Here is a 24,288-nt window from a genome sequence, read left to right on the forward strand (position 1 = left end):
TGTCATGAGCTTTGCCTCCGTACTGGTCCTGAACGGACCGAACCTCAATCTGCTCGGCACGCGCGAGCCGGCCATCTATGGCGCGCAAACGCTCGACGACGTCGCGACGCTGTGCCGCGACGCGGGCGAGCGCCTCGACCTCGCGATCGACTTCTGCCAGTCGAACGCCGAGCATCAGCTGATCGACTGGCTGCACGCGGCGCGCACCAAGGTCGACGGCATCGTGATCAATCCGGCCGCTTACACCCATACGTCGGTCGCGATCGCCGACGCATTGAGCGCGATCGAAAAGCCCGTCATCGAGGTGCATATCTCGAACGTGCATCGGCGCGAAGCGTTCCGGCATCACTCGTACGTGTCGGCGGTGGCGGACGCGATCATCGTCGGCTGTGGCACGCAGGGCTATGTGCTCGCGCTGGAACGGATGGCGACGATTCTTAAGAATAGGGCGGCGAAATGAACACTCAAGCGAACACTCAAGCGAACACTCGGGGAAATTCCCGGACCGACGCGCAGATCGCCGCGTTGGCCAATGCGCAGGCGAGCTTGCGGGCCACTCCCCACTCCTTTCTGGTCGGCCTGATCGGCTCGGGCATCAGCGGTTCGCTCACGCCCGCGATGCACGAGGAAGAGGGCAGCAAGCTCGGACTGCACTATGTCTATCGACGCATCGATCTCGATGCGCAGAAGCTCGACACCGCCGCGCTGCCGGAGCTGCTGACGGCGGCCGAACGGATGGGTTACAACGGCCTGAACATCACGTATCCGTGCAAGCAGGCGGTGATTCCGCTGCTCGACGAACTGTCCGACGACGCCCGCGCGCTCGGCGCGGTCAACACCGTGCTGTTCAAGGACGGCAAGCGCATCGGTCACAACACCGACTGGTCCGGCTTCGCGCGTGCGTTCCAGCGCGGCCTGCCGGACGTGTCGCTGGAACGCGTCGTGCAGCTTGGCGCCGGCGGCGCCGGCGCGGCGGTCGCGCATGCGGCGCTGAACATGGGCGCGCAGTCGCTGACGCTGTTCGACGTCGATGCCGCCCGCGCGCAGTCGCTCGCCGACGAGTTGCAGGCGCGTTTCCCGAAAGCCAAGGTCAGCGCGGGCACGTCGCTCGAAGATTCGCTCGGCGTCGCGCAAGGCCTGATTCACGCTACCCCGACCGGTATGGCTAAAATGCCGGGCCTGCCGCTGCCGGCCGAATTGCTGCACCGCGACCTGTGGGTCGCCGACATCGTCTATTTCCCGATTCGCACCGCGCTGCTGCAGGCGGCCGAGGCGCTTGGCTGCCGCACGCTGAGTGGCGGCGGCATGGCGGTCTACCAGGCGGTCGACGCCATGCGTATTTTCACGGGCCTCGAGCCGGACGCCGAGCGCGTCTACACCCACTTTCAATCGTTGTTGCAACGCTAACCGGCCGCGTAGAGACCGGCACCCAAGCTGATCGAGGAGACAAGCACGCCATGACGCAATCGTTCCAATCCAGCTCCGCGGGCTCGCCCGCGCAGAACAAGGCGGCGAGCCCCGCGCGCCGTTCGAAGGCCCGTTACAAGATCCTCGCGCTGCTCGCGGTCGGCACGATGATCAACTATCTCGACCGCACCGTGCTCGGCATCGCGGCACCGCAGCTGACGAAGGAGCTCGGCATCAACGCCGCGCTGATGGGCCTGCTGTTCTCCGTGTTTTCGTGGAGCTACGTGGCCTCGCAGATTCCGGGCGGCCTGTTTCTCGACCGCTTCGGCAGCAAGCTCACCTACTTCCTGTCGATGACGTTCTGGTCGCTCTGCACGCTCGCGCAAGGGCTCGTGGGGAGCATCGGCGGGCTGTTCGCCTTCCGTCTCGGCCTTGGCGTTTCGGAGGCGCCATGCTTTCCGACCAATAGCCGCGTGGTCGCCACGTGGTTTCCGCAAAGCGAGCGCGCGATGGCGACCGGCACCTACACGGTCGGCGAATATATCGGCCTCGCGTTTTTCAGCCCGTTCCTGTTCATGCTGATGGGCGCATTCGGCTGGCGCTCGCTGTTCCTCGTGGTCGGCGGCGTCGGTATCGCGTTCGGCGTGGTGTGGTGGCTGCTGTATCGCGAGCCGCGCGATCATCCGTCGGCGAATCAGGAAGAGCTCGACTATATCGAGGCGGGCGGCGGTCTCACGCAACGCAACAAGGATGTCGCGGGTGCGGCCGCGGGTGCAGCCGATACGGCGGCATCGAAGAAGAGCGGCTTCCAATGGGGCACGATTGGCCAACTGCTCAAGCATCGCCAGTTGACCGGCATCTGCCTCGGCCAGTTCGCGGGCAATTCGACGCTGGTGTTCTTCCTCACGTGGTTCCCGACGTATCTCGCCACCGAACGTCATATGGCGTGGCTGAAGATCGGCTTCTTCGCGATCATGCCGTTCATCGCGGCTTCGATCGGCGTGATGTTCGGCGGCGTGTTCTCCGACTGGCTGCTGCGCCGTGGCAAATCGCCGAACGTCGCGCGCAAGCTGCCGATCATCGCGGGTCTGCTGCTCGCGTCGACGATCATTCTCGCCAACTATGTCGAGAGCAACGTCGTGGTGATCGCGATTCTGTCGGTGGCGTTCTTCGCGCAGGGCATGGCCGCGCTCGGCTGGACGCTGGTGTCGGATATCGCGCCCGAGGGCTTGCTCGGCGTGACCGGCGGCATCTTCAACTTCGCCGCGAACCTGGCGGGTATCGTGACGCCGCTCGTGGTGGGCCTGATCGTCGCGGCGACCGGTTCGTTCGTGGGCGCGCTGGTGTTTATCGGTGTCATCGCGTTGATCGGCGCGCTGTCCTATATCTTCGTCGTCGGCGATATCAAGCGGATCGTGCTGGTGGATTGAGTCTTCCCGCTGAACGCGCTGCGTTTCTCGAAGCGATAAAAAACGGGATGTGGCTTTCACCACATCCCGTTTCCATTTCAGCCGGTCGCCGCGCAACCGGCGTCAATCTTCCTTCTTCACGAACCGCAAGATCGCATCGACGATCATCGCCCGATGCCGCGCCCGCAGCCGCGGATGCGACGGATCGCGCCCAAACGCGGTGCCGAACGTATGCCGGTTGCCCACGCGATGGAAACACAGCGAGCTGATCATCAGATGCAGATCGATCGGATCGATGTCGCTGCGGAACTGGCCCGCCGCGATGCCGCGCGCGAGCAGATCCTCGATCGTGTGAATCACGGTGACGTTGCGTCCTTTGAACGTCTTGACCTGCTCGACGTACTTCGCGCCGTGAATGTTTTCGATCGTCACGAGGCGCACGAAATCGCGCTGGCGGTCGTGGTAGTCGAACGTGAATTCGACCAGCGCGCGCATGCCTTCGACCGGATCGAGTTCGCTGATGTGCAGGTCCTGTTCGAGCGCGCGAATGTCTCCATACACCTTTTCCAGCACCGCCTGGTACAACCCTTCCTTGCTGCCGAAGTAGTAGTACAGCATGCGCTTGGTGGTGTTCGTGCGTTCCGCGATCGCGTCGACGCGGGCACCCGTCAGCCCCATCGCGGAGAACTCTTGGGTCGCGACGTCGAGGATGTTGCGCTTAGTCTGCTCGGGATCGTATTTGCGAGGGGCGTCGGTACGCCTGGCGCCGGTACGTCGCGCGTCGGCGTGCGGCGTGCCAGACACGATGCCGTTGGTATCAGGCTCGGCGGCCTTGCTTCCCTTTTTCATTGTGGTTTCGAGCGGCAGTGACGGCGCATTCTAGCATGGCGAAATGGGCCTCTGGCGTGGGTCCCGGGCATCGACGAAGGCATCTCGAAGGAGCTTGCGTGGCGCTTACGCGACCGGGCGCGTGGGCCGGCGGCGCGCGGCAAGTGCGTCGCGTGTTTGCATTGCGGTGTACGTGAGCTGCGCGGCCGCGAGGCCGAGCGCGCCGTACGTGCGCGTGAGGCCGAAGGTCGCGAACGCGTCGGGCACCGGCCGTTCACCGGAGATAGCCGCGGCCAGCAGTTCGCCCGACACCGTGGTCGGCGCCATGCCGTGTCCGCCGAAACCGACCGCGTACCAGACGCCGTCCGTGCTTTGGCCGATCTGCGGCATCTTGTGTCGCGCGTAGCTCATCAGGCCGCCCCATGCGTGCTCGATGCGCACGTCGCGCAGCTGCGGATAGACCTTCAGCAGGTCCTGTCGCAACAGATGCGCGATCGCCTCGGGCTCGCGGTCGCGCACGGAGATGCGGCCGCCCCACAGGATGCGCGTGTCGGGCAACGGGCGGTAGTAGTCGAACGCGAAGCGGGTGTCATAGACCGCGGCGCGTGTGGCGATTGCGTCGTGCAAGCGTTCGCCGAGCGGCTCCGTTGCCATCACGTATGTGGCGATAGGCAGCACCGCGCGCTCGACGCGCGCGTACACGTTGCGTGCATAGCCGCCGCCCGCCATCACGACGTGACGCGCGTCGAGCGCACCTTGCGGCGTCTCGACGACGAAGCCCGCGCCGTCGCGCCGCAAGCTGACGGCCGGCGAGCGCTCGTGTATCGTCACGCCCGCTTGCGCGGCCGCCGCGGCGACGCCGACAACGTACTTGAGCGGATGAAAATGGAACGCGTTGCGCTCGAACAGGCCGCCGTGATAGCGGCTCGTTTTCAGTTGCGCGGCGAGTTGGTTGGCAGCGATCGGTTCCCAGTCGACGCCGAACGAATCGCGCATCAGACGCCGTTGCGCTTCGAGACGCGCAGGTTCGTCGAACCAGTTCGCGAGGATCACGCCGGCATCGGTCGCGTCGCAATCGATCCGATAGCGCGCAATTCGCTTGCGCATCAGCTCGACCGCGTCGGTGGTCAGCGCATAGAGTTCGCGCGCGCGAGTCGGCCCGAGCGTCTTCAGCAGGTCGGCGCAATCGAGGCTGTAGCCGCCGAACACGAAGCCGCCGTTGCGTCCCGATGCGCCGAAGCCGACCTGCTGCGCCTCGAGCACGACGACGTCTTCGACGCCGCGTTCGGCGAGTCCCAGCGCGGTGGAGAGTCCCGCAAGTCCGCCGCCGACGATGCAGACGTGCGCGCTGCGTCGGCCGTTGAGCGGCGCGTAGGCGGAGGAGCGGGTGACGGTGGCTTCGTAGAAACTTTGCATGGGGCGCGAGCTTGTGGACACGCCCTAGGTTAGCGGCAATCGCGTGTGCCCGTCCAGCCCGCGTGAGCGCGCACGTCGACAGGCGCCCCGCCGCGCTTCGTTCTGCGTTATCGACCCCAGCGCAACACCAGCGGATCGAGCCGGCGTGCGATCTTCAACAGTCCTTCGCGCGTCGCCGGATGCATCTGCGGCAGCGGGTGACGCACCGCGTCCGAACCGATCACGCCGCCTTCCTTCATCAGCGCCTTGCACGATGCGAGGCCGCCCTGGCGATTCTCGTAGTTGATCAGCGGCAGCCACTGCTGATAGTGCACGGCGGCGGCCTCGGTATCACCGGCCGCATAGGCATCGACGATCAGGCGGATGCCATCGGCATAACCGCCGCCCGTCATCGAGCCGGTCGCGCCCGCATCGAGGTCGGCCATCAGCGTGATTGCTTCCTCGCCGTCCCACGGACCGACGATCGCGTCGCCGCCCAGTTCGATCAGCTCGCGCAGCTTGTTCGCGGCCTGCGGCGTTTCGATCTTGAAGTACGACACGTTGTCGATCTCGCGCGCCATACGAGCGAGGAACGGCGCGGACAACGGCGTGCCGCTGACCGGCGCGTCCTGGATCATGATCGGAATCTGGATGGCATCGGACACCGTACGATAGAACTCGTAGACGCCGCGCTCGCCGATGCGGATCGTCGCGCCGTGATACGGCGGCATGACCATCACCATCGCGGCGCCCGCGGCCTGCGCTGCGCGGCTGCGCTCCGCGCACTGGTACGAGCTGAAGTGCGTGGTCGTGACGATCACCGGCACGCGGCCCGCGACGTGTTCGAGCGCGAGATGCATCAGTGTGTCGCGCTCGTCGTCGGACAGCGCGAACTGCTCGGAGAAGTTCGCGAGAATGCACAGGCCGTTCGAGCCGGCGTCGATCATGAAATCGAGGCAGCGCTTCTGGCCTTCGAGGTCGAGACGCCCGGCGTCGTCGAAGATCGTCGGCACGACGGGGAAGACGCCGCGCAGGGCGGGAGAGTGTGACGCTTGGCTCATGGCGATGTGGTCCGTACGAGGATGGAAGGATTGCGCTCGAGCCCGCGAACGGGCGGCGCAACTGGATGAATGTCTCCTTCGGCGACTATACGGCGCTGGGCCTCGCGGGTATATTGAATTGTTTCCATATCGTGATCGCTTTTGCGACTCACCCCACCGATGAAAGACACGCTCAGCGTCCTGCTGTCGAAGCTGCGCATGAAGCAGCTGCATCTGCTGATCGCGCTCGACGATCACAAATCGCTGCACAAAGCGGCCGGCGTGATGTCGATGACGCAATCGGCGGCGAGCAAGGCGCTGCAGGAGCTCGAATCGATGCTCGACGCGCCGCTTTTCGAGCGCTCGAAAAGCGGCATGATCCCGAACCAGCTCGGTCATTGCGTGATCCGATATGCGCGCGTCGTGACGTCGGACCTGACCGCGCTCTGCCAGGACGTCGCCGAAATTCGTTCGGGGCGCGGCGGGCGGCTCGCGCTCGGCGCGATCATGGGCGCGATTCCCGACTGCGTGGTGCCCGCGCTGAATCAATTGCATGCGGCGCAACCGGGTCTGTCGATCGAAGTGGTCGAGGACACCAGCGCACGAATGCTCGCGCAGCTCGACGACGGGCGGCTCGATCTGGTGGTCGGCCGAGCGGCGGTCGCGGCCGATCCGTCGAAGTATCAGTATCGTCCGCTCGGCGACGAGCCGTTGGCGGTAGTGGTCGGTTATCAGCATGCGCCGTTGCCGCGCCGCGAGATGATGTTGCGCGATCTCGCCGGGCATCGCTGGGTCATGTATCCGTCACACATGCCGCTGCATGCGCTGCTCGAACGCGAGATGGATCTCGCCGGCCTCGACATGCCCGACAATCCGATTTCGACGGCTTCCACATTCGTGACAGTTGCACTGCTGCAAAGCAGCGCCGAACTCGTTTCGCTGCTGCCGAGTGCAATTGCTGGGCCGTTCGTGCGGCACAAGATGCTGCGCGTCGTGCCGGTCAGGCTCAAATCGCCATCGCAGACGTTCGGCATCGTCACGCGCAAGGGCGGCGTGCTGTCGCCGCCGGCGGAACGGTTTATCGCGCTGTTGCGTGCACAGACGAAAGCGCGAATTTAGGCGCTGCGCAAACAGGTTGCTCCGCTGTCCGCCCGGTTGCCGGTAAGAATGCCAGCCAAAAAGCGACTTTCTTTCGGCAAGGCCCGCCAGAAACGGCAAAACCGCCCGAAAAGGCGGTTTGTTGTTCGTGTGAAAGAGCTTCAATATCTCATGCCGGTTCGCGTTTTGTCATCCGACGCCAGCAGGTGTTGTAGCCGCGACACTGTCGCATCAATCCGAACCGATGAGGGTTTCTCGTTCCGAGCTACACTGCTTTGAATGAACTGAGCCAGGCTCGACCCCCTGGCCATCGCTCGGGGAGAGCAGCCATGAATCGGCCACCGCTTCGGTTTCCGCTTCGCGTGACCAGCACCGTGACCGTGCGGAGCTGGCGTTGGCTCAAATGGGGGCTTGGCGCGTTTTTGCTGCTCGCGGTGGCGCTGATTGCGCGGCTCGTGCAGATCGAGATCGAGACCTCGCGACTGCAGGCGCGGTACCTTTCCGAGCTGACCCGCGACGTCGCCTTTTCGGTCACCGACGGTCCCAGTCATTCCATCCGCTTTCCGCAAGCCGACAAGGGCCCGTACGACGCGCGCCTCGGCTACGCGCTGTTGCCGGCTATCCAGCAGCGTCTGTTGCAACGTGGCTTCGAAATCAGCTCGCAGGCGCGCGATTCAGAACGCATGCTTTCGCTAGCCGATGACGGCCTGTTCCTGCCTTACGACGAAAAAGACACGGCCGGCCTGCAATTGTTCGACGGCACCGGCGTGCCGCTATACAGCGCTCAGTTTCCCGGTCGCGTGTACGACAGCTTCGGCGCGATTCCGCCGCTCGTGGTGAATTCGCTGCTGTTCATCGAAGACCGCTATCTGCTCGATCCGGATCAGCCGAACCGCAATCCGGCGATCGACTGGGGGCGCTTCAGCCGCGCGCTCGTCGACCAGGGCGCGCGCGTGTTCAATCGTCATCAACAGACGCCCGGCGGCAGCACGCTCGCGACGCAGATCGAGAAATTCCGTCACTCGGCGGGCGGCCGCACCGCGACGCCGCCGGAAAAGCTGCGGCAAATCGCGTCGGCGTCGGTGCGCGCTTATCTGAACGGACCGCAAACGCTGCCCGCGCGCGAACAGATCGTAGTCCATTATCTGAACTCGGTGCCGCTTGCCGCGCAGCCCGGCGTCGGCGAAATCAACGGTATCGGCGATGGGCTCGCCGCCTGGTATGGGCGCGATTTCCGCGAGACCAACCGGCTGCTGAAGGCGCCGTCGACCGAAGCAAATCTGCCCGACCAGGGTCTGGCGTTTCGCGAAGTGCTGTCGCTGATGATCGCGCAGCGCGCGCCGTCGTTTTTTCTGCAGCGCGGCTATCCCGAGCTCGAACGGCTGACCGACAGCTACATGCGGCTGCTCGCGAGTGGCGGCGTGATCACCGAGCAGTTGCGCGACGCGGCGCTGGCGGCGCACGTCGAACTGCATCGCGCGCCGCGCAGCACACCGGATCTCGGTTCGTTCGTGTCGCGCAAGGCCGTCACGTCGATGCGCTCGCATCTGCTCGCCGCGCTCGGCGTGCGTAGTTTCTATGAACTGGACCGCCTCGACGTGCAGGCGACAGGCACGCTGAACAATGACGTGCAACAAGCCGTTGCCGAGCGCCTCGCCGCCGCCGCGACGAAAGACGGCGCGAAGGCCGCGGGTCTCGTCGGCTACGAAATGTTGCGCGGGTCCGACGATCCGTCGCATATCGCCTACAGCTTCACGCTGTTCGAGCGGCACGGCGACGCGAACCTCGTGCGCGTGCAGACCGATAGCGTGAACCAGCCGTTCGACATCAATTCCGGCGCGCGCCTGAACCTCGGCTCGACCGCGAAACTGCGCACCGTCATCACGTATCTGCAGATCGTCACCGATTTGCACACACGGTACGCATCGCTGAGCAATGCCCAGCTGAAGGCGATCACGCCCGATCCGAACGATCGGCTGACGCGCTGGGCGATCGACTATCTGCTTCACACGCGCGACCATTCGCTGCAGCCTATGCTCGACGCCGCCGTCGAGCGTAAATACTCGGCGAGCCCGGGCGAAACGTTCTTTACGGGCGGCGGCGCGCAGACCTTCACGAACTTCGAGTCCGACGACAACAGCCGCATCCTGACCGTGCATCGCGCGTTCCAGCATTCGGTGAACCTCGTGTTCGTGCGGCTGATGCGCGATATCGTGCACTATGAAATGGTGCAGACCACCGGGCCGTCGTCGCAATGGCTCGGCGATCCGGCGACCCGCAAGATGTACCTGACGCGTTTCGCCGATCAGGAAAGCCGCGTGTACATGAAGCGTTTCTACACGAAGTACCACGGCAAGACGCCTGACCAGCAGATCACGCTATTGCTGCTCGGGGTGCGCAAGTCGCCCCCGAAAGTGGCGACCGCGTTGCGCAGCGTCGCGCCGGATCAATCGAACGCGTGGTTCAACAAGTTGATGTACGCGGCGCTGAAGAACACGCCGGCGGCTTCGATGCTCGACGACGAAGATCTCGCGAATCTGTACGACAAGTACGGCATCAACCGCTTCAACCTGAACGACCGCGGCTATATTTCGAGTGTCCATCCGCTCGAACTATGGACGCTGAACTACCTGCGCTCGCATCCGGATGCGACGCTGGCGCAGATCGAAGCCGCGAGCCAGGACGTGCGCCTGTCGACTTACTCGTGGCTCTTCAAGACGCGCTATCACGTGACCCAGGATCACCGCATCAAGCGCATGGTCGAACTGCGCGCCTACGACGCGATCGGCAAATCGTGGCAGGCCCCTCGGCTATCCGTTCGCGTCGCTGACGCCCTCGTATGCGGCGGCGATCGGCGCGTCGGGCGATCGTCCGGCGGCGCTCGCGCAACTGATCGGCGTGATCACGAACGGCGGCAACAAGGTGCCGACCGAAACGCTGACGCAAATCGACTTCGCGAAGGACACGCCGTACGAAACGCATTTCAGGCGCGCGGTGGTCGCGCCGCAGCAGCAGGTGTCGCCGGAGATTGCCGGGGAGGTGCGGATGCTGTTGCGCGACGTCGTGACGGGTGGCACCGCGAGGCGTCTCGCGCAAGGCATGACGTTCCCGAACGGCGAAACGCTCGAAGTCTATGGCAAGACCGGCACCGGCGATCAGCGCTTGAACGTGTACGCGAAGGGCGCGCGGTTGATCGAGTCGCGCAAGGTGAATCGCAGCGCGACCTTCGTGTTCGCGCTCGGCGACCGCTTCTACGGCACGTTGACCGCGTGGGTGCACGAGCCGTATGCCGCGCGTTACGACTTCACGAGTGCGCTGGCGGTGCAGTTGCTGAAGTCGATGGCACCGGCGTTGCAGCCGTTGCTCGACAAGCCGGTTCAGAAAACCGCGACGGCGGCGCCGGCGGGATCGACGCCCGCGGCGACGAAAGTTGCCGCGCAGTGAATCGCTCACCGCTCGTTATAACCCGTCTCCGACGCCGCCGGCTTCAGGAACAGCTCATGCACCGGCGCGAAATGCGCATATAGCGGCAGAATCGCACCGCCCATCGCGCGGGCATCGGCGCCGATCGCGCCTTCGAGCAATTGCGGCCGCACCATCCCTTCCCATTCGAAACGATCGAGCACGCGCTCGGTGCGGCGAATGATCTCGCGCAGCAGTAGCCGGTCGAACTCGCCGTCGATCACGACGGCTTCGAGATCGAGCAACGCGGCCGCATTGGTTAGCGCATTCGCGATCGCCGGGCACGCGCTGTCGAGCCATCGCTCGGTATGCCGCCACAACTCGGGCGACAACGCGCGATGATCATGCGCCGCGGCCGCCGGCGCGCCCGCATCGCTGAACAGTCGTTCGAGCACGAAGCCCGATGCCGCGTGCAGCAACTGCCGCGCGGGTTTGCGTGCGCCGCCTTCGCGCAGCGGGATCGAGCCGACCGCGCCCGCGTTGTCGTGCGGACCGCCATGCAGACGTCCGTCGATCACGAGACCCCCGCCGATGAACGTGCCGACGAACAGATACAGGAAGTTGTGGATGCCGCGGCCCTGGCCCATCACGAGTTCGGCGGCGCAGGCGGCCGTGGTGTCCTTGGCGAACTCGACGGGCAGGCCGGTTATCGTCGCGATGCGCGCGCGCAGATCGATGTCGTTCCAGGCGTCGAGCGCGTCGGGCGGCGCGCCGAGAAAGTCGCGCCAGCCGCCGAGCCACAACGGCGCCGCGACACCGACGCCGACCACCTTGCCCGCCTTCGCGCCGAGCGTCTGGTTCACGCGCGCGAGTTTGTTTTCGAGCGCGGGGAACAGCGCGCGCGGATCGGGATATGCATACTCGAATACGTCGCGGCATACGATGCGCCCGGCGAAGTCCATCGCGAGCACGTCGAGACTGCGGCGTCCGACCTTGATACCGATCGTGTACGCGCCGTCCGCGCACAACGCGATCGGGACCGACGGCTGGCCGATCTTGCCGCGCACGCGCGCGTGCTTTTCGAGCAGGCCGTCGGCGATCAACCGGTCGACGATCATCGACACCGTCTGCATCGAAAGACGCGTGAGGCGGCCGACCTCGGCCTTCGGCAGTGGTCCATGCAAGCGGATCGTTTGCAGGACGATGCGCTCGTTGAATTGCCGCATGCCGACCTGATTCGAACCGACTGTGCGTTTGACCGGCGAACGCCTGCTGGTGCTGGGGGTGTCCATTGTCGTGTACCGGCCTCGTGGCTCAGCGGATTGGGCGGCGCGTCATGCGATCGCCTTCACGTCGGCTTCCTTCGCCCCGGTCATGATCGCGACCGCTTCCGACATGTGCACGTCCTTCGTATTGACGAGCGCCGCGCGCCGGCCGAGCCGCTGGATATGGATGCGGTCCGCGATCTCGAACACGTGCGGCATGTTGTGGCTGATCAGAATCACCGGCAGGCCACGCTCGCGCACGCGCCGGATCAGTTCGAGCACCATGTTGCCTTCCTTCACGCCGAGCGCGGCGGTGGGCTCGTCCAGAATCACCACGTGGCGCGCGAATGCCGCGCTGCGTGCAACGGCGACGCCCTGGCGCTGGCCGCCGGACAGCGTTTCGACCGCCTGGCGCATCGAGCGAATGCCGATTTGCAGATCCTTCATGGCGGCGGTCGCTTCGTCGAGCATGCGGCGCTTGTCGATCATCTTGAACAGCGAGCCGCGCCAGCCGGGCTTCAGCAATTCGCGGGCGAGAAACAGGTTTTCGGCGATGCTCATCGCCGGCGCGACGGCGAGTTCCTGGTACACGGTCTCGATGCCTTGTGCGCGCGCATCGAGCGGACTGCGAAACTTGACCGGTTTGCCGTCGAGCAGAATCTCGCCTTCGTCGGGCACCGTCGCGCCCGAGAGCGCCTTGATCAGCGACGATTTGCCCGCGCCGTTGTCGCCGATCACCGCGAGGATCTCGCCGGGCAGCACTTCGAAATCGCAACCGTCGAGCGCGGTCACGTTGCCGTAACGTTTGACGAGCCCGCGTGCCTGCAGAACCGGCATCGCAGCGGACGTGGAAGGGGAGGCGGAGGTCAACATGACAGGGCTCCTGTGCGGGATCAACGGCCGCGGTGCGAGAGTTTATCGGCGGCGACCGCGAGAATCACGAGGATGCCGGTGATCAATACCTGGTACACCGAGGAAACACCGATCAGCGTCAGGCCGTTACGGAATACGCCGACAATCAGCGCTCCAAGCAAGGTGCCGACGATCGAGCCGCGTCCACCGAACAGACTCGTGCCGCCGAGCACGACCGCGGTGATGCTGTCGAGGTTCTCGGTTTGCCCGGCCTGCGGATCGCCGACACCGGTGCGCGCTACCGACAGCAGCGCGGCGATGCCGTATATCGCGCCGGCAAGCGTGTAGACGGTCAGCAGAATCCGCTGCGACGACAGGCCCATCAGTCGCGCGGCCTCGGCGTTGTTGCCGAGCGCGTACAGATGCCGGCCGGGCACCGTGTCGCGCAGCACGAACCACGTGCCCAGATACATCAGCAGCGTCAGCACGGTGCCGTACGTGACTTCCGCCGGTCCGAGCCTGAACGTGCTGCCGAGGAACATGATCGCATCGGGCAGGTTCGACACGCTTTCCGCGTTCGAGTAGATCTGCGTGAGCGCAAACGCGATGTTCAGCGTACCCAGCGTGACGATGAACGCCGGCAACTTGATGCGCGTGATCAACAGACCGTTCAGTAAGCCGAACAAGGTGCTGGCGCCGATGCCGCACAGAATCGCGAGGATCGGCGGCACGCCGAGCACGACCGCGAACTTCGTCATGATGATCGAGCCGAAGGCCATTACCATGCCGCAGGACAGATCGATGCCACCGGTCAGCACGATCAGTGTCTGGCCGATCGCGATGACCGCGACGACCATCGTCTGTTGCAGGATCAGCGACAGGTTCTGGAACGATAGAAAGCGGCTGCTCTGCGAGACAAAGAATGCGCAGGCCAGCACCAGCGCGATCAGCGGTCCGATTTCGGACAGCGACGGCAGGTGCTCGGTGAAAGACGGGCGCGGCCGGCCGGCGGGCGCGGAAGGGGTCGACATGATGGCAGTCCTCGGTACATGAGCGTGACATGAAGGTCACGCGGCAACTCAATTGGCGGCCCGGTGCGACGCGCAACGGGCTGCTATGCAATGCGCGTTACTTGTTGCCCCAGCAGTTGTCGAGGCCGAACTTCGTGTCTTTGCTGTCGATGCCGGACATCGGCTTGTCGGTGATCAGCGTGACGCCGGTGTCGTGATAACCCGACACCTTCTTGCCGGTCTTCGCGTAGTCGACGCCGGCGGTGACGCCGAGCGCGGCCATCTTCAGCGGATACTGCTGCGAGGTCGCCGCGATCGCGCCGGCCTTCACGTTGCGCACGCCTTCGCAACCGCCGTCGATCGACACGATCATCACGCCCTTGTCCTTACCCGCCGCCTTCAGCGCGCGATACGCGCCGGCCGCGGCCGGTTCGTTGATCGTGTAGACCACGTTGATGTCGGGCGCTTTCTGCAGGCAGTTTTCCATCGCCGTCTGACCTTTCGCCTGATCGCCGCGCGTGTCCTGGCTGCAGACGATCGATGGATCGCCTTCCTTGATGCCGAAGCCTTCGAGGAAGCCGTTGTGGCGCAGCACGCCGACCGACACGCCCGGCGCGAGATCGAGCGTGGCGATCTTCGCGGGCTTGCCGTTCAACGCGGCCTTCGCATATTTGCCGATCAGCACGCCGGCCTTGAAGTTGTCGGTGGCGAACAGGGCGTCGGTTGCGTCCTGCGGATCGGTCGGCGTATCGAGGGCGATGACCATCACACCGGCCCGCGCGCGCCTTCTTGATGCTCGGCACGATCGCCTTGGTGTCGCTCGGCGTGATCAGGATTGCTTTCGCGCCGGCCGTCATCATGTTTTCGATCGCGGTGACCTGACTCGCGTTGTCGCCGTCGAACTTGCCGGCGGCCGTGATCAGTTTCGCGCCGTCTTTCGACGCGGCCGCGTCCGCGCCCTGACGCATCTTGACGAAGAACGGGTTCGTATCGGTCTTCGTGATCAGACCGATGACGGGCTGGTCGGCGGCCTGACTCGCGCTTGCGCACCACAGCGCCGCTGCCGCGGCGCACATCGACGCGATTGTCCTGGCGACAGGACGCCTGTGGGAATTCAGATTCATGAGACGCTCCTCCGGTTATTGGCAACGACGTATGGGACTGCAGATAGATCGAAACTGCGAAGCTGCGGGCTTGACGTTTGACGATGACGCTTCGACGTAATGTGGTCCGAAGGAAATCGCCTAAATCACTTGGGTTGATTTAGTACAGCAGGCCCGCGACTGCTCGTCAAGGAAATGTGAACGCGGAAATTCGCCGCGCCGCGAACCGCGTGCAGGCTGAGAGCCTTGTGTGGTAATGCTTTGGCGCTGTGCTGCAGTGCGAAGCGGCGCTTCTCCGCTTGGGGAAAGTCCTGGCCCGTCTGAAAGCGGGTTGAAATGTCAGCGGTGGTTTTTCAACGCAATTCGAGGTGCGTAACGCGCTTTTTCAGTGGGCGATGAATGTTTGCGAGAGGTTGCGGCGGAACAGCGCTTGCGCGCGGCGACTGAATGCGAACTTTTCGGAGAGACCCATGCCTTCGCACTGGTGGCAGCGACGACTTTCTGGTCACCGCGGCGTTGGCCGCGCTCGCATGCGAAACGGTCCAGGCGCGCGTCCGGACGTTCGCACAGGTGTCGTTCGCGCCACGCATCGGTGTGCCCGCGCAATTGCGCGTTACTGCAACCTTGCGGCGCGGCTGTAACCGCCACATCAACCCGAACGCGGTGCGGCCGTCGATGCGCGCACGACCAGTTTCGGCTCGGACGAAATCCGCATCGGCACGTGCGCCGGCATGTCCCGCGCGGCGCGTCCCGGCTGTCCGTACGAAGTCTCGATCAGCTCGCGCAGCAGTTCCACTGCAAGTCCAGCGACCTCGACCGTCGGCACCGCCACCGTCGTCAGTGCGGGGCGCGACTCGCGCGCGAGCTGGATGTCGGTGATGCCGATCACGGACAGATCGTCCGGCACGCGCAGGCCCAGATCCGCGGCCGCGTGCATCGCGCCGAGGGCAGGCAAATCGTTGGTCGCGAAGATCGCGCTGAGTTGCGGATCGGCTTCGAGCAGCGCGCGGGCCGCCAGGTAGCCGCCGTGGATCGTGTCGGCCGCGTGTCGAACGCGATTTCTCGTCACACCGGCCGCGCGCAACGCGTCGACGAAACCTTCGAAGCGCGCCACGTGAATGCCCGACACCTTGCTGCCGACGATCGCACCAAAGCGCCGATGCCCGAGTTCGAGCAGATGCTCGCCAGACAGCTTGCCGGCCAGCCGGAAATCGACCGCGACGCACGGCAGCCCGGGCGGCTCGTTGGGCCGCTCCCACATGCACAGCACGACCGGCGTGCCGCGCGCTTCGGTCTCGTGCAGATCGGCGAAATCGAGGTTCGCGTTGGTCACGAGCACGCCTTCGGACAAGGTGCCGGCGATCTGGTCGAGGTACGCGCGGCCGCTTAGCGGATCGTCGTTGGTATTGCAGATGATCACGAAGTGGCCGCTCGTGCGCGCAGCGCGTTCGACCGCGAGCGCGAACTCCGGATAGAACGGATTCGCGATGCTCGACACCATTAGCGCGAGCGTCGGCGCGCGGCCCTCGGCGAGCGCGCGTGCGGCGAGATGCGGGCGATAGCCGAGCGCCGCGACTGCCTCGAGCACGCGTTGCCGGGTCGTTTCGCCAACGCGGCCGCGCTTGCGCAGCACGTTGGACACGGTCGCTGGCGTGACGCCGGCATGACGCGCGACTTCGCTGAGTGTGGGCATGATATGGTCAGTATTTGGGATGGCTGTCCGACATTTGCGTCGCGGCGCGAGGCGCGGCAACATCTGTCATCGAACAACGTACAAAACGATATCGGAGACAGACCAACGATCGCCTTGCGATCGATTTTTCGGTCATGCTGATTAAGCGCTTAATCTCCGACTTCGCACCGATTAAATCACGGAGTCGATGCAATGGCGAGCATTTCGTTACGAGGCGTGCAGAAGGCGTATGGCGACGGTGCGCCGGTGATTCGCAACGTCGATCTGGACATCGGCGAAAACGAGTTCTGCGTGTTTCTCGGCCCGTCGGGTTGCGGCAAGTCAACGCTGTTGCGCATGATCGCCGGGCTCGAGGATGTGACCGACGGCGACCTGTCGATTGGCGGGAAGATGGTCAACGACGTGCCGGCCGCGCAGCGTGGCGTAGCGATGGTGTTCCAGAGCTATGCGCTGTTTCCGCACATGAGCGTGTTCGAGAACATGGCGTTCGGCCTGAAACTCGCGAAGACCCCGAAGGATGAAATCGAGCGCAAGGTGCGTGAGGCCGCGCGCATCCTGCAACTCGAGGCACTGCTCGAGCGCAAGCCGAAGGCGCTGTCGGGCGGGCAGCGGCAGCGCGTCGCGATCGGCCGCGCGATCGTTCGCGAGCCCGGCGTGTTTCTGTTCGACGAACCGCTGTCCAATCTCGATGCAACCTTGCGCGGACAAACGCGCGTCGAAATCGCGCGTCTGCATAAGCAGTTTGCGAAGGCGAGCGTGGTCTACGTGACGCACGATCAGATCGAAGCGATGACGCTCGCCGACAAGATCGTGCTGCTGCATTCGGGCAAGGACACCGAGCGTTACGGCAGCATCGCGCAAATCGGCGCGCCGCTCGAGCTGTATCACCGCCCGAAAAGCCGCTTCGTGGCCGGCTTTATCGGCTCGCCGCGAATGAATTTCCTGCCGGGCAAGGTGGCGTCACTCGATGCGCAGGGCGTGCTCGTCACGCTCGATCACACCGGCGAGAACGTGCGTGTGCCGGTCAGCAGCGCCGGACTGCAGCCAGCGCAGCCGGTCACGCTCGGCGTGCGTCCCGAGCATCTCGAGTTCGTCGATGCATCGGCCACGACGAATGCGGCCGCGTCGCAAGACGGCGTGCTCGCGCGCACCGTATCGCTCGTCGAGCAGCTTGGCGAACACAGCTACGTGCACCTCGATCAACCCGGCGGCGCCGTTCTGATCGCCAAGGCGCCCGGCAACACGCGCCTCTCTCCAGGCGATCGCGCGAGTCTGCGGGTGTCGCGCACGGCCTGTCATCTGTTTACCGAGGACGGTTTCGCGGCCGCGTCGCTCGAATCCGTCGAACACTACGCTTGAAAAACACTGGGGACATAGGGATGCGTCTTGGAGTCTGTTATTACCCGGAGCACTGGCCCGAGTCGATGTGGGACGACGACGCGCGCCGGATGAAAGCGCTCGGCATCGAGCAGGTGCGGATTGCGGAATTCGCCTGGAGCCGGATCGAGCCGACTCCCGGCGAATACGACTGGGGCTGGCTCGATCGCGCCGTCGACGTGCTCGGCGCGGCTGGCCTGAAGGTCGTCATGTGTACGCCGACCGCGACGCCGCCGAAGTGGCTGATCGATCGTCATCCGGAGATCTTGCCAATCGGCGCCGATGGACGTCCGCGCGCGTTCGGCTCGCGGCGTCATTACGACTTCTCGTCGCCCGCGTATTTCGAGGCGTCGCGTCGTATTTGCACGGCGGTGGCGGAGCGTTACGGCAAGCATCCGGCGGTCGCTTTCTGGCAGACCGATAACGAATTTGGCTGTCATCACACGGTGGTCAGCTATTCGCCGGCCGCGGTCGCGCGCTTTCGCGAGTGGCTGAAGGCGCGTTATCGCACGATCCAGGCGTTGAACGAGGCGTGGGGCACAGTGTTCTGGAGCATGGAGTACCGCGGCTTCGAAGAAATCGACGCGCCGGTCGGCACCGTGACCGAGGCGCATCCTTCGCATCGTCTCGACTACCGGCGCTTCGCATCCGACGAAGTGGCGCGCTACAACCGCATGCAGGTCGAGATCATTCGCGCGCATTCGCCGGGGCGGCCGGTCGCGCACAACTTCATGCAGCTCTTCACCGAGTTCGATCACTACAAGGTCGCGGCCGATCTCGACGTCGCAACGTGGGACAGCTATCCGCTCGGCGCGCTCGAAGAGCAGTGGTTCGCGCCGGACATCAAGGCGCGCTGGTTGCGCAGCGGTCATCCGGACTTCGCGTCGTTCAATCACGACGTGTATCGCGGCATGTCGAAGCTGCCGTTCTGGGTGATGGAGCAGCAGCCGGGACCGGTGAACTGGGCGCAGTGGAATCCGGCGCCGCTGCCGGGCATGGTGCGGCTGTGGAGCTGGGAAGCGTTCGCCCACGGCGCGGGCTGCGTGTCGTATTTCCGCTGGCGTCAGGCGCCGTTCGCGCAGGAGCAGATGCATGCGGGGCTCAATACGCCCGACAACCGGCTCGACGTCGGCGGCAATGAAGCATCGCGGGTGGCGTCCGAAATTCACGCGGTGCTCGCCGGGAGCGCCGACGCCAATGCGTCGATCCGCTCGAAAGTCGCGCTCGTCTACGACTATGAAGCGAAGTGGTTGTTCGAGATTCATCCGCAGGGCGCGGACTTTCACTATCCGCGGTTCGCGTTCGAGTACTACTCGGCTTTGCGCGCGCTCGGACTCGACGTCGATGTCGTGCCGGCCGATGCATCGTTCGATGGTTATAGCCTCGTCGTCGTGCCGCCGCTGCCGGTCGTGCCCGACGATTTCGCCGAACGTCTCGCGCGCTCGGGCGCGCAGGTCGTGCTCGGTCCACGCACCGGATCGAAGACGCGCGAGCTGCGGATTCCGGCGAATCTGCCGCCGGGCGCATTGACGTCGGTGCTGCCGCTGCGCGTGTGGCGCGTCGAATCGATGCGGCCGAACGTGACCGAAGCCGTGGTGCTCGAACAGCAGGGCGGTGCCGCCGAGGGCTTCGCGCGACACTGGCGCGATTTCATCGACAGCGATGCATCATCTTCATTCGACGTGCGCGCGCGTTTCGCGGACGATCATCCGGCGTACGTGCGAAGCGGCGCGTATCACTACTTCGCGAGCCTGTTCGACGACGCCTTGACCGTGCGCCTGTTCGCGCGCATCGCGCAGGAAGCGGGCCTCGAAACGCAGGCACTCGGCGACAGCGTGCGCATCAGCCGTCGCGGCGGACTGACGTATGTGTTCAACTATGGCGATAGCACCCACGCGCTCGACGACATTTCCGACGACGCATTCGTGATCGGCTCCCGGGAGGTGGCGCCGCAAGGGGTGGCGGTCTACCGCTCGCAATAGAAGTCCGGCCTTGGCAATTCCACGCAGTCATTCGATATAGAAGCGACAACGACGTAAAAACCATGGAAAGAAGGAGACAGTCAGGATGAAACTGAAACCACGCAAGATTCTGTTGGCGCTCGCGCTGGCCGCGGTTGCCGCGGGGACCTCGGTCGTCGGCACCGCGCAGGCGGCCACGCTCGCGATGAACATCGCGTACAAGGGTGCGAGCCAGCGCGCGGTTTGGCAGCAGGTGGTCGACGAGTTCAAGAAGGCGCATCCCGGGATCGACGTGAAGGTATCGTTCATCGATGAGGAAGCCTACAAGGTTCAGTTGCCGGGTTGGCTTTCGACTGTCGCGCCGGATATCGTCAACTGGCACGACGGCGAGCGTATGGCGTATTACGCGCAGCGTGGCCTGTTCGAGGATCTGACCGGCGACTGGCAGAAGAACGGCTGGAACGACATGTATGCGTCGACGAAGGAAGCATCGTCGTACAAGGGCAAGCAGTATGCCGCGCCGACCGTGTACTACTCGTGGGGGATGTTCTATCGCAAGGACCTGTTCGAGAAGGCCGGCATCAAGGGCGAGCCGAAAACGTGGGACGAGTTTCTCGACGCCGCGAAAAAGCTGAAGGCCGCCGGCATTGCACCGATCGCGGTGGCGGGCCGCGATGCCTGGACGCTGGCCGGCTGGTTCGATTATCTCGATCTGCGCCTGAACGGCAATGCGTTTCACCAGAAGCTGATGGCCGGCGAAATTCCGTACACCGATCCGCGCGTGAAGAAGGTCTATACGACGTGGAAGCAACTGATCGACGACGGCTACTTCATCAACAATTCACTGTCCTACGATCTCGACGCGGTGCAGCCGTTCCTGTTCCAGGGCAAGGCTGCCATGATGCTGATGGGGACGTTCATTGCGGCGGGTTTCCCGGACAACGTGAAGCCGCAAATGGGGTACTTCCAGTTCCCCATCATCGACTCCAAGGTGCCGACCGCCGAGGACGGGCCGGTCGAATCGCTGCATATTCCGTCGAAAGCGAAGAACAAGTCCGATGCGCACACGTTCCTTGCGTTCGTCGAGACGCCTCAGATCGGTGCGCAACTCGCAAAGGGACTCGGCTCGTTGTCGGCGAACAGCAAATCGCCGGAGCCTGAAGATCCGATTTCGAAGATCGGCTTCCAGATCCTGTCGAACACGAAGGGCGGCATTGCGCAGTTCTACGATCGCGACATGACGAAGGAAATGGCCGACGAAGGGATGAAGGGGATGCAGCAGTTCGTCTCCGATCCCTCGAAACTGGACGACATCCTCGCGCAGCTCGAGCAGACGCGTCAGCGTATCTACAAGAAGTGAGCGGCGGCGGCCGCAAGGCCGCTGTCCGATGCATCGGATTGGATCGGGAGATTGATCGTGTCGCATTCCGTCAGCCGTCGTAGCGTCGACGGTCCTGTTGAACCCGGCGGCCCGGGCTTGCCGGCGTCGAGCGGTGCGCTGAGCGGCGCGTCGGTCGCGTCGCGCCGGCGCGGCCCGACGCCGACCGCACGGCGGCAGCGGCGCGCCGCGTTCCTGTTTCTCGCGCCGGCCTGCTTCATGGTGGCCGTGTACGTGGTGTGGCCGATCCTCTCGACGATCCGCCTGAGCTTCTTCAACTGGGATGGGATGACCGAGCCGACCTTCATCGGCCTCGCGAACTATATCGAGCTGGTCCATACGCCCACGTTCTATACGGCGCTCAAGAACAACCTGATCTGGCTCGTGCTGTTTTTGCTCGCACCGCCGATGGGCCTCGCCGTCGCGCTGTATCTGAATCAGGCGGTGGCGGGCATCCGCATCGTCAAGTCGCTGTTTTTCGCGCCATTCGTGTTGTCGGGGGTCGTGGTCGGACTGATCTTTTCATGGTTCTACGATCCGACCTTCGGCCTGCTCGCGATGATGCTCGGCCACGGCGTGCCGGTGCTCGGCGATCCGCGCTATGCGACGCTCGGCATCGTGTTCGCGGCGCTGTGGCCGCAAACCGCGTACTGCATGATTCTTTATCTGACCGGCTTGACCACGTTGAACGCCGAGCAGATCGAAGCTGCGCGAATGGAAGGCGCGCAGGGCTGGTCGATGCTCTGGCATGTCATCCTGCCGCAGTTGCGGCCCACGACGTTCATGGCGATCGTCGTGACGATCATCGGCGCGCTGCGCAGCTTCGATCTGATTTCGGTGATGACGGGCGGCGGTCCGTTCGAAAGCTCGACGGTGCTCGCCTATTTCATGTACGACCAGGCGATCAAGTACTACCGCATCGGCTATTCGGCGGCGATCGCGGTGGTGCTGTTCGGCATCATGCTCGTGTACATCGTCTATCACCTGCGGCGGATGCTGCGCGCCGAGCAATGAGGAGCCGCTGATGTTTCCGATTCCGATCGACAAATGGAAGCCGGCCACGCGCCGCGCATACAAACTGACGTTGCCGATTGCACTCGTGATCTGGCTGTTGCCGATGATCGCGGTGCTGGTCACGTCCGTGCGTTCGACCGAAGAACTGAGCGAGGGCAATTACTGGGGATGGCCGAAGCACTTCGCGATGTTCGATAACTATCGCGAGGCATTGACGACGTCGCCGATGCTGCATTACTTCTGGAATAGCGTGCTGATTACGGTTCCTTCCGTAGTGGGTTCGATCGCACTCGCGGCGATGGCGGGCTTTGCCTTGGCGATCTATCGCTTTCGCGGCAATTCGACGTTGTTCGCGACGTTCGTCGCGGGCAACTTCGTGCCGATCCAGGTGTTGATGATTCCGGTGCGGGATCTGTCGTTGCAACTCGGTCTGTTCAATACCGTGAGCGCGCTGATTCTGTTTCATGTGTCGTTCCAGACCGGCTTTTGCGCGCTGTTTCTGCGCAACTTCATCAAGCAACTGCCATTCGAGCTGGTCGAGGCGGCGCGCATCGAAGGGGCGAACGAGTGGACCGTGTTCTTCAGGATCGTGCTGCCGCTGATTCGTCCCGCGCTCGCGGCGTTGGCGATCCTCGTGTTCACGTTCGTGTGGAACGACTATTTCTGGGCCTTGTGTCTGACGCAAGGCGATGACGCCGCGCCGATCACGGTCGGCGTGGCCGCGCTGAAAGGGCAGTGGACGACCGCGTGGAATCTCGTTTCGGCGGGATCGATTCTGGCGGCGCTGCCGTCGGTCATGATGTTCTTTGCGATGCAGAAGCATTTCGTTGCGGGTCTGACGTTTGGCGCGACGAAGGGGTGATGCTGTTCACGCGTGGCGCTGCTGCGTAGAGAAGGGTTGCCCGCGGAAGCGGGCTTTTTTTCGGCGTGGCGAACCGCTGCTCGCACGCTGACTTCTCGATCAACGCTTTTCAGCTGACGCCGGGTTGACCCGCTGCATAACGGCATTCAACGCCGCGCGCGCACTATCGAGAGGCCGCTTGCCTTCGCCGACTTCGCTCGCGAGGTCCAACTTCTGCTACGGGTATGGCTGCTACCCGTATCAACCATCGAACGAGGCCTTCCTGCCTGAAAACAGGAAGGAAGGCGCCTGCCGCTATCAGGCCGGATCAGCGTACTTCAGCGTCCACGTCAGCGTACGGCTGGTGCCGCCCGTCAACGCGAACGGGTTGGTCGTACAGGCGAAGTTGGAGTGCAACTGTCCAATCGGCGTGGTCGACAGCGGGTTCGTCGCGGGGCTATTCGTGTAGCTGACCGAGTAGCCGTCGCTATTCGCCGTCGTGTTCAGGAAGTCCGCGAACGACGTGTAGTCCGTTTCCACCGCGAGGTTGCCCGTCAACGTGCCCGAGCTCAGCGTATCGGTGCGCGTGATCGAGCTCTTGGCGGATGTCATCACGGTGTGCACCTGCAGATCGAGATCCGTCGTGGCCACCAATTCGCCCGCTCGCCGCCCATCGGATAAGATACGGCCCGCCATGCATTTTTTAGAACGGAAGGAGTGGTTTCAATGATCGAACCGAGCAACGTTTTCAAGGAAAATCTCGCCAGAATGCCGGCGATCGACGGCATCGCACGCATCGATCTGGTCAACGGCAGCGGTACCGTGGTCGCTAGCATCGAGAACAAACCTGGCAAGCAGGGCTCGCTCGCGGTGTACAACTACCTGCGCGGCGCGTTCGGCACGCTCGACGCGAAGGCGGCCGAACACGGCCTCGCGCTGTTTGCCGAGCATACGGCCGACGCGCGCAACCGTCCGGGCGCGCATCCGAACGTCGACCACCTGCTGGCGATTGCCGCTGGCGGCGAGGCATTGCGCATCGATGTTGCTCCGGCAGCTTGAGGCCGCTCAAAGTCTTTTCCGCGCCGGCAAGGTAGACGTTTTCCTGCCGCTGCCGCGAATTTCCAACGCCCCGGCGGCGGGATTTGCGGCCCACCTGCGCTAATTGCTCGATAAAAACCCTCGTTTTTCCCGAAGCCCCCGGATTGGCTTCAGATT

At 64.1% G+C, this 24,288-nt stretch carries 17 protein-coding genes and 3 pseudogenes; 11 read left to right on the forward strand and 9 right to left on the reverse strand.

Annotated features, from left to right (window positions below; all coding sequences use genetic code 11):
• Positions 1-4 precede the first annotated feature (4 nt).
• From aroQ to OKW27_RS11775, 3 genes are read left to right on the forward strand one after another with little or no spacing between them, the layout of a single operon-like run.
• Positions 5-460: a type II 3-dehydroquinate dehydratase gene (gene aroQ, locus OKW27_RS11765; protein WP_429333555.1), complete on the forward strand. Its 456-nt coding sequence runs from the start codon at positions 5-7 to the stop codon at positions 458-460.
• Positions 457-1,407, forward strand: a complete 951-nt coding sequence (locus OKW27_RS11770; protein WP_429333556.1) for a shikimate dehydrogenase — start codon at positions 457-459, stop codon at positions 1,405-1,407. The genes aroQ and OKW27_RS11770 overlap by 4 nt, the downstream gene beginning before the upstream one ends.
• A 50-nt stretch (positions 1,408-1,457) precedes the next feature.
• A complete protein-coding gene (locus tag OKW27_RS11775) occupies positions 1,458-2,837 on the forward strand; it encodes an MFS transporter (RefSeq protein ID WP_187617331.1) in 1,380 nt (459 codons plus the stop codon).
• Between the two features lie 102 nt (positions 2,838-2,939).
• On the opposite strand, the gene OKW27_RS11780 is transcribed toward OKW27_RS11775, so the two are convergent.
• The 3 genes from OKW27_RS11780 to OKW27_RS11790 form a co-directional block, all read right to left on the reverse strand.
• Positions 2,940-3,665 carry a TetR/AcrR family transcriptional regulator gene (locus tag OKW27_RS11780; protein ID WP_429333557.1) on the reverse strand — a complete coding sequence of 242 codons (726 nt, stop codon included), beginning with the start codon at positions 3,663-3,665 and terminating at the stop codon, positions 2,940-2,942.
• A gap of 105 nt (positions 3,666-3,770) precedes the next feature.
• Positions 3,771-5,060, reverse strand: coding sequence for an NAD(P)/FAD-dependent oxidoreductase (locus tag OKW27_RS11785; protein WP_429333558.1), 1,290 nt, complete (start codon positions 5,058-5,060; stop codon positions 3,771-3,773).
• Positions 5,061-5,167: 107 nt separating this feature from the next.
• Positions 5,168-6,100 carry a dihydrodipicolinate synthase family protein gene (locus OKW27_RS11790; RefSeq protein WP_429333559.1) on the reverse strand — a complete coding sequence of 311 codons (933 nt, stop codon included), beginning with the start codon at positions 6,098-6,100 and terminating at the stop codon, positions 5,168-5,170.
• A gap of 159 nt (positions 6,101-6,259) precedes the next feature.
• Here OKW27_RS11790 and OKW27_RS11795 point away from each other — a divergent pair, with 159 nt between their 5' ends.
• Positions 6,260-7,198 carry a LysR family transcriptional regulator gene (locus OKW27_RS11795; protein WP_090806904.1) on the forward strand — a complete coding sequence of 313 codons (939 nt, stop codon included), beginning with the start codon at positions 6,260-6,262 and terminating at the stop codon, positions 7,196-7,198.
• 308 nt (positions 7,199-7,506) lie between these two features.
• Positions 7,507-10,621: pseudogene (locus OKW27_RS11800) on the forward strand (transglycosylase domain-containing protein).
• Between the two features lie 5 nt (positions 10,622-10,626).
• On the opposite strand, the gene OKW27_RS11805 reads toward OKW27_RS11800, so the two are convergent.
• The 5 genes and pseudogenes from OKW27_RS11805 to OKW27_RS11825 all read right to left on the reverse strand — a co-directional run bounded on the left by OKW27_RS11805 (position 10,627) and on the right by OKW27_RS11825 (position 16,502).
• Positions 10,627-11,871, reverse strand: a complete 1,245-nt coding sequence (locus OKW27_RS11805; RefSeq protein ID WP_090806900.1) for an ROK family transcriptional regulator — start codon at positions 11,869-11,871, stop codon at positions 10,627-10,629.
• Positions 11,872-11,913: 42 nt separating this feature from the next.
• A complete protein-coding gene (locus OKW27_RS11810; RefSeq protein WP_208524305.1) occupies positions 11,914-12,717 on the reverse strand; it encodes an ATP-binding cassette domain-containing protein in 804 nt (267 codons plus the stop codon).
• 20 nt (positions 12,718-12,737) lie between these two features.
• Positions 12,738-13,727, reverse strand: a complete 990-nt coding sequence (locus tag OKW27_RS11815; RefSeq protein WP_090806896.1) for an ABC transporter permease — start codon at positions 13,725-13,727, stop codon at positions 12,738-12,740.
• Positions 13,728-13,824: 97 nt separating this feature from the next.
• Positions 13,825-14,830 (reverse strand): annotated as a pseudogene (locus OKW27_RS11820) (sugar ABC transporter substrate-binding protein).
• A gap of 628 nt (positions 14,831-15,458) precedes the next feature.
• Entirely contained in the window at positions 15,459-16,502 is a 1,044-nt protein-coding gene (locus tag OKW27_RS11825) for a LacI family DNA-binding transcriptional regulator (RefSeq protein WP_429333560.1), read from the reverse strand.
• Positions 16,503-16,694: 192 nt separating this feature from the next.
• On the opposite strand from OKW27_RS11825, the gene OKW27_RS11830 reads away from it, so the two are divergent.
• From OKW27_RS11830 to OKW27_RS11850, 5 genes are all read left to right on the forward strand, one after another.
• Positions 16,695-17,861, forward strand: coding sequence for an ABC transporter ATP-binding protein (locus OKW27_RS11830; RefSeq protein WP_429333561.1), 1,167 nt, complete (start codon positions 16,695-16,697; stop codon positions 17,859-17,861).
• Between the two features lie 20 nt (positions 17,862-17,881).
• Positions 17,882-19,861 (forward strand): beta-galactosidase, encoded by a 1,980-nt coding sequence (locus tag OKW27_RS11835; protein ID WP_429333562.1) that lies wholly within the window; start codon positions 17,882-17,884, stop codon positions 19,859-19,861.
• 85 nt (positions 19,862-19,946) lie between these two features.
• Complete coding sequence (locus tag OKW27_RS11840) at positions 19,947-21,200, forward strand: ABC transporter substrate-binding protein (protein WP_090806886.1); 1,254 nt, start codon at positions 19,947-19,949, stop codon at positions 21,198-21,200.
• Between the two features lie 57 nt (positions 21,201-21,257).
• The gene (locus OKW27_RS11845; RefSeq protein ID WP_090810189.1) at positions 21,258-22,232 is read left to right on the forward strand and encodes a carbohydrate ABC transporter permease; all 975 of its coding nucleotides are present in this window, start codon (positions 21,258-21,260) and stop codon (positions 22,230-22,232) included.
• A 10-nt stretch (positions 22,233-22,242) separates the two neighbouring features.
• Positions 22,243-23,094: a carbohydrate ABC transporter permease gene (locus OKW27_RS11850; RefSeq protein WP_018423397.1), complete on the forward strand. Its 852-nt coding sequence runs from the start codon at positions 22,243-22,245 to the stop codon at positions 23,092-23,094.
• Between the two features lie 297 nt (positions 23,095-23,391).
• On the opposite strand, the pseudogene OKW27_RS11855 reads toward OKW27_RS11850, so the two are convergent.
• Positions 23,392-23,718, reverse strand: a pseudogene (locus OKW27_RS11855) (hypothetical protein); the annotation flags it as partial.
• A gap of 81 nt (positions 23,719-23,799) precedes the next feature.
• Here OKW27_RS11855 and OKW27_RS11860 point away from each other — a divergent pair.
• Positions 23,800-24,132, forward strand: a complete 333-nt coding sequence (locus OKW27_RS11860; RefSeq protein ID WP_429333563.1) for a DUF2322 family protein — start codon at positions 23,800-23,802, stop codon at positions 24,130-24,132.
• Positions 24,133-24,288: the final 156 nt, after the last annotated feature.

It is taken from the genome of Paraburkholderia sp. 35.1 (genome assembly GCF_050436525.1).
In the GTDB taxonomy this organism is placed as follows: Bacteria; Pseudomonadota; Gammaproteobacteria; order Burkholderiales; family Burkholderiaceae; genus Paraburkholderia; species Paraburkholderia tuberum.

What these genes read in the sequence shown, in the direction of transcription:
- aroQ (WP_429333555.1), top strand. Translation starts at nt 5, where the DNA reads ATGAGCTTTGCCTCCGTACTGGTCCTGAACGGACCGAACCTCAATCTG.
- OKW27_RS11770 (WP_429333556.1), top strand. Translation starts at nt 457, where the DNA reads ATGAACACTCAAGCGAACACTCAAGCGAACACTCGGGGAAATTCCCGG.
- OKW27_RS11775 (WP_187617331.1), top strand. Translation starts at nt 1,458, where the DNA reads ATGACGCAATCGTTCCAATCCAGCTCCGCGGGCTCGCCCGCGCAGAAC.
- OKW27_RS11780 (WP_429333557.1), bottom strand. Translation starts at nt 3,665, where the DNA reads ATGAAAAAGGGAAGCAAGGCCGCCGAGCCTGATACCAACGGCATCGTG.
- OKW27_RS11785 (WP_429333558.1), bottom strand. Translation starts at nt 5,060, where the DNA reads ATGCAAAGTTTCTACGAAGCCACCGTCACCCGCTCCTCCGCCTACGCG.
- OKW27_RS11790 (WP_429333559.1), bottom strand. Translation starts at nt 6,100, where the DNA reads ATGAGCCAAGCGTCACACTCTCCCGCCCTGCGCGGCGTCTTCCCCGTC.
- OKW27_RS11795 (WP_090806904.1), top strand. Translation starts at nt 6,260, where the DNA reads ATGAAAGACACGCTCAGCGTCCTGCTGTCGAAGCTGCGCATGAAGCAG.
- OKW27_RS11805 (WP_090806900.1), bottom strand. Translation starts at nt 11,871, where the DNA reads ATGGACACCCCCAGCACCAGCAGGCGTTCGCCGGTCAAACGCACAGTC.
- OKW27_RS11810 (WP_208524305.1), bottom strand. Translation starts at nt 12,717, where the DNA reads ATGTTGACCTCCGCCTCCCCTTCCACGTCCGCTGCGATGCCGGTTCTG.
- OKW27_RS11815 (WP_090806896.1), bottom strand. Translation starts at nt 13,727, where the DNA reads ATGTCGACCCCTTCCGCGCCCGCCGGCCGGCCGCGCCCGTCTTTCACC.
- OKW27_RS11825 (WP_429333560.1), bottom strand. Translation starts at nt 16,502, where the DNA reads ATGCCCACACTCAGCGAAGTCGCGCGTCATGCCGGCGTCACGCCAGCG.
- OKW27_RS11830 (WP_429333561.1), top strand. Translation starts at nt 16,695, where the DNA reads ATGGCGAGCATTTCGTTACGAGGCGTGCAGAAGGCGTATGGCGACGGT.
- OKW27_RS11835 (WP_429333562.1), top strand. Translation starts at nt 17,882, where the DNA reads ATGCGTCTTGGAGTCTGTTATTACCCGGAGCACTGGCCCGAGTCGATG.
- OKW27_RS11840 (WP_090806886.1), top strand. Translation starts at nt 19,947, where the DNA reads ATGAAACTGAAACCACGCAAGATTCTGTTGGCGCTCGCGCTGGCCGCG.
- OKW27_RS11850 (WP_018423397.1), top strand. Translation starts at nt 22,243, where the DNA reads ATGTTTCCGATTCCGATCGACAAATGGAAGCCGGCCACGCGCCGCGCA.
- OKW27_RS11860 (WP_429333563.1), top strand. Translation starts at nt 23,800, where the DNA reads ATGATCGAACCGAGCAACGTTTTCAAGGAAAATCTCGCCAGAATGCCG.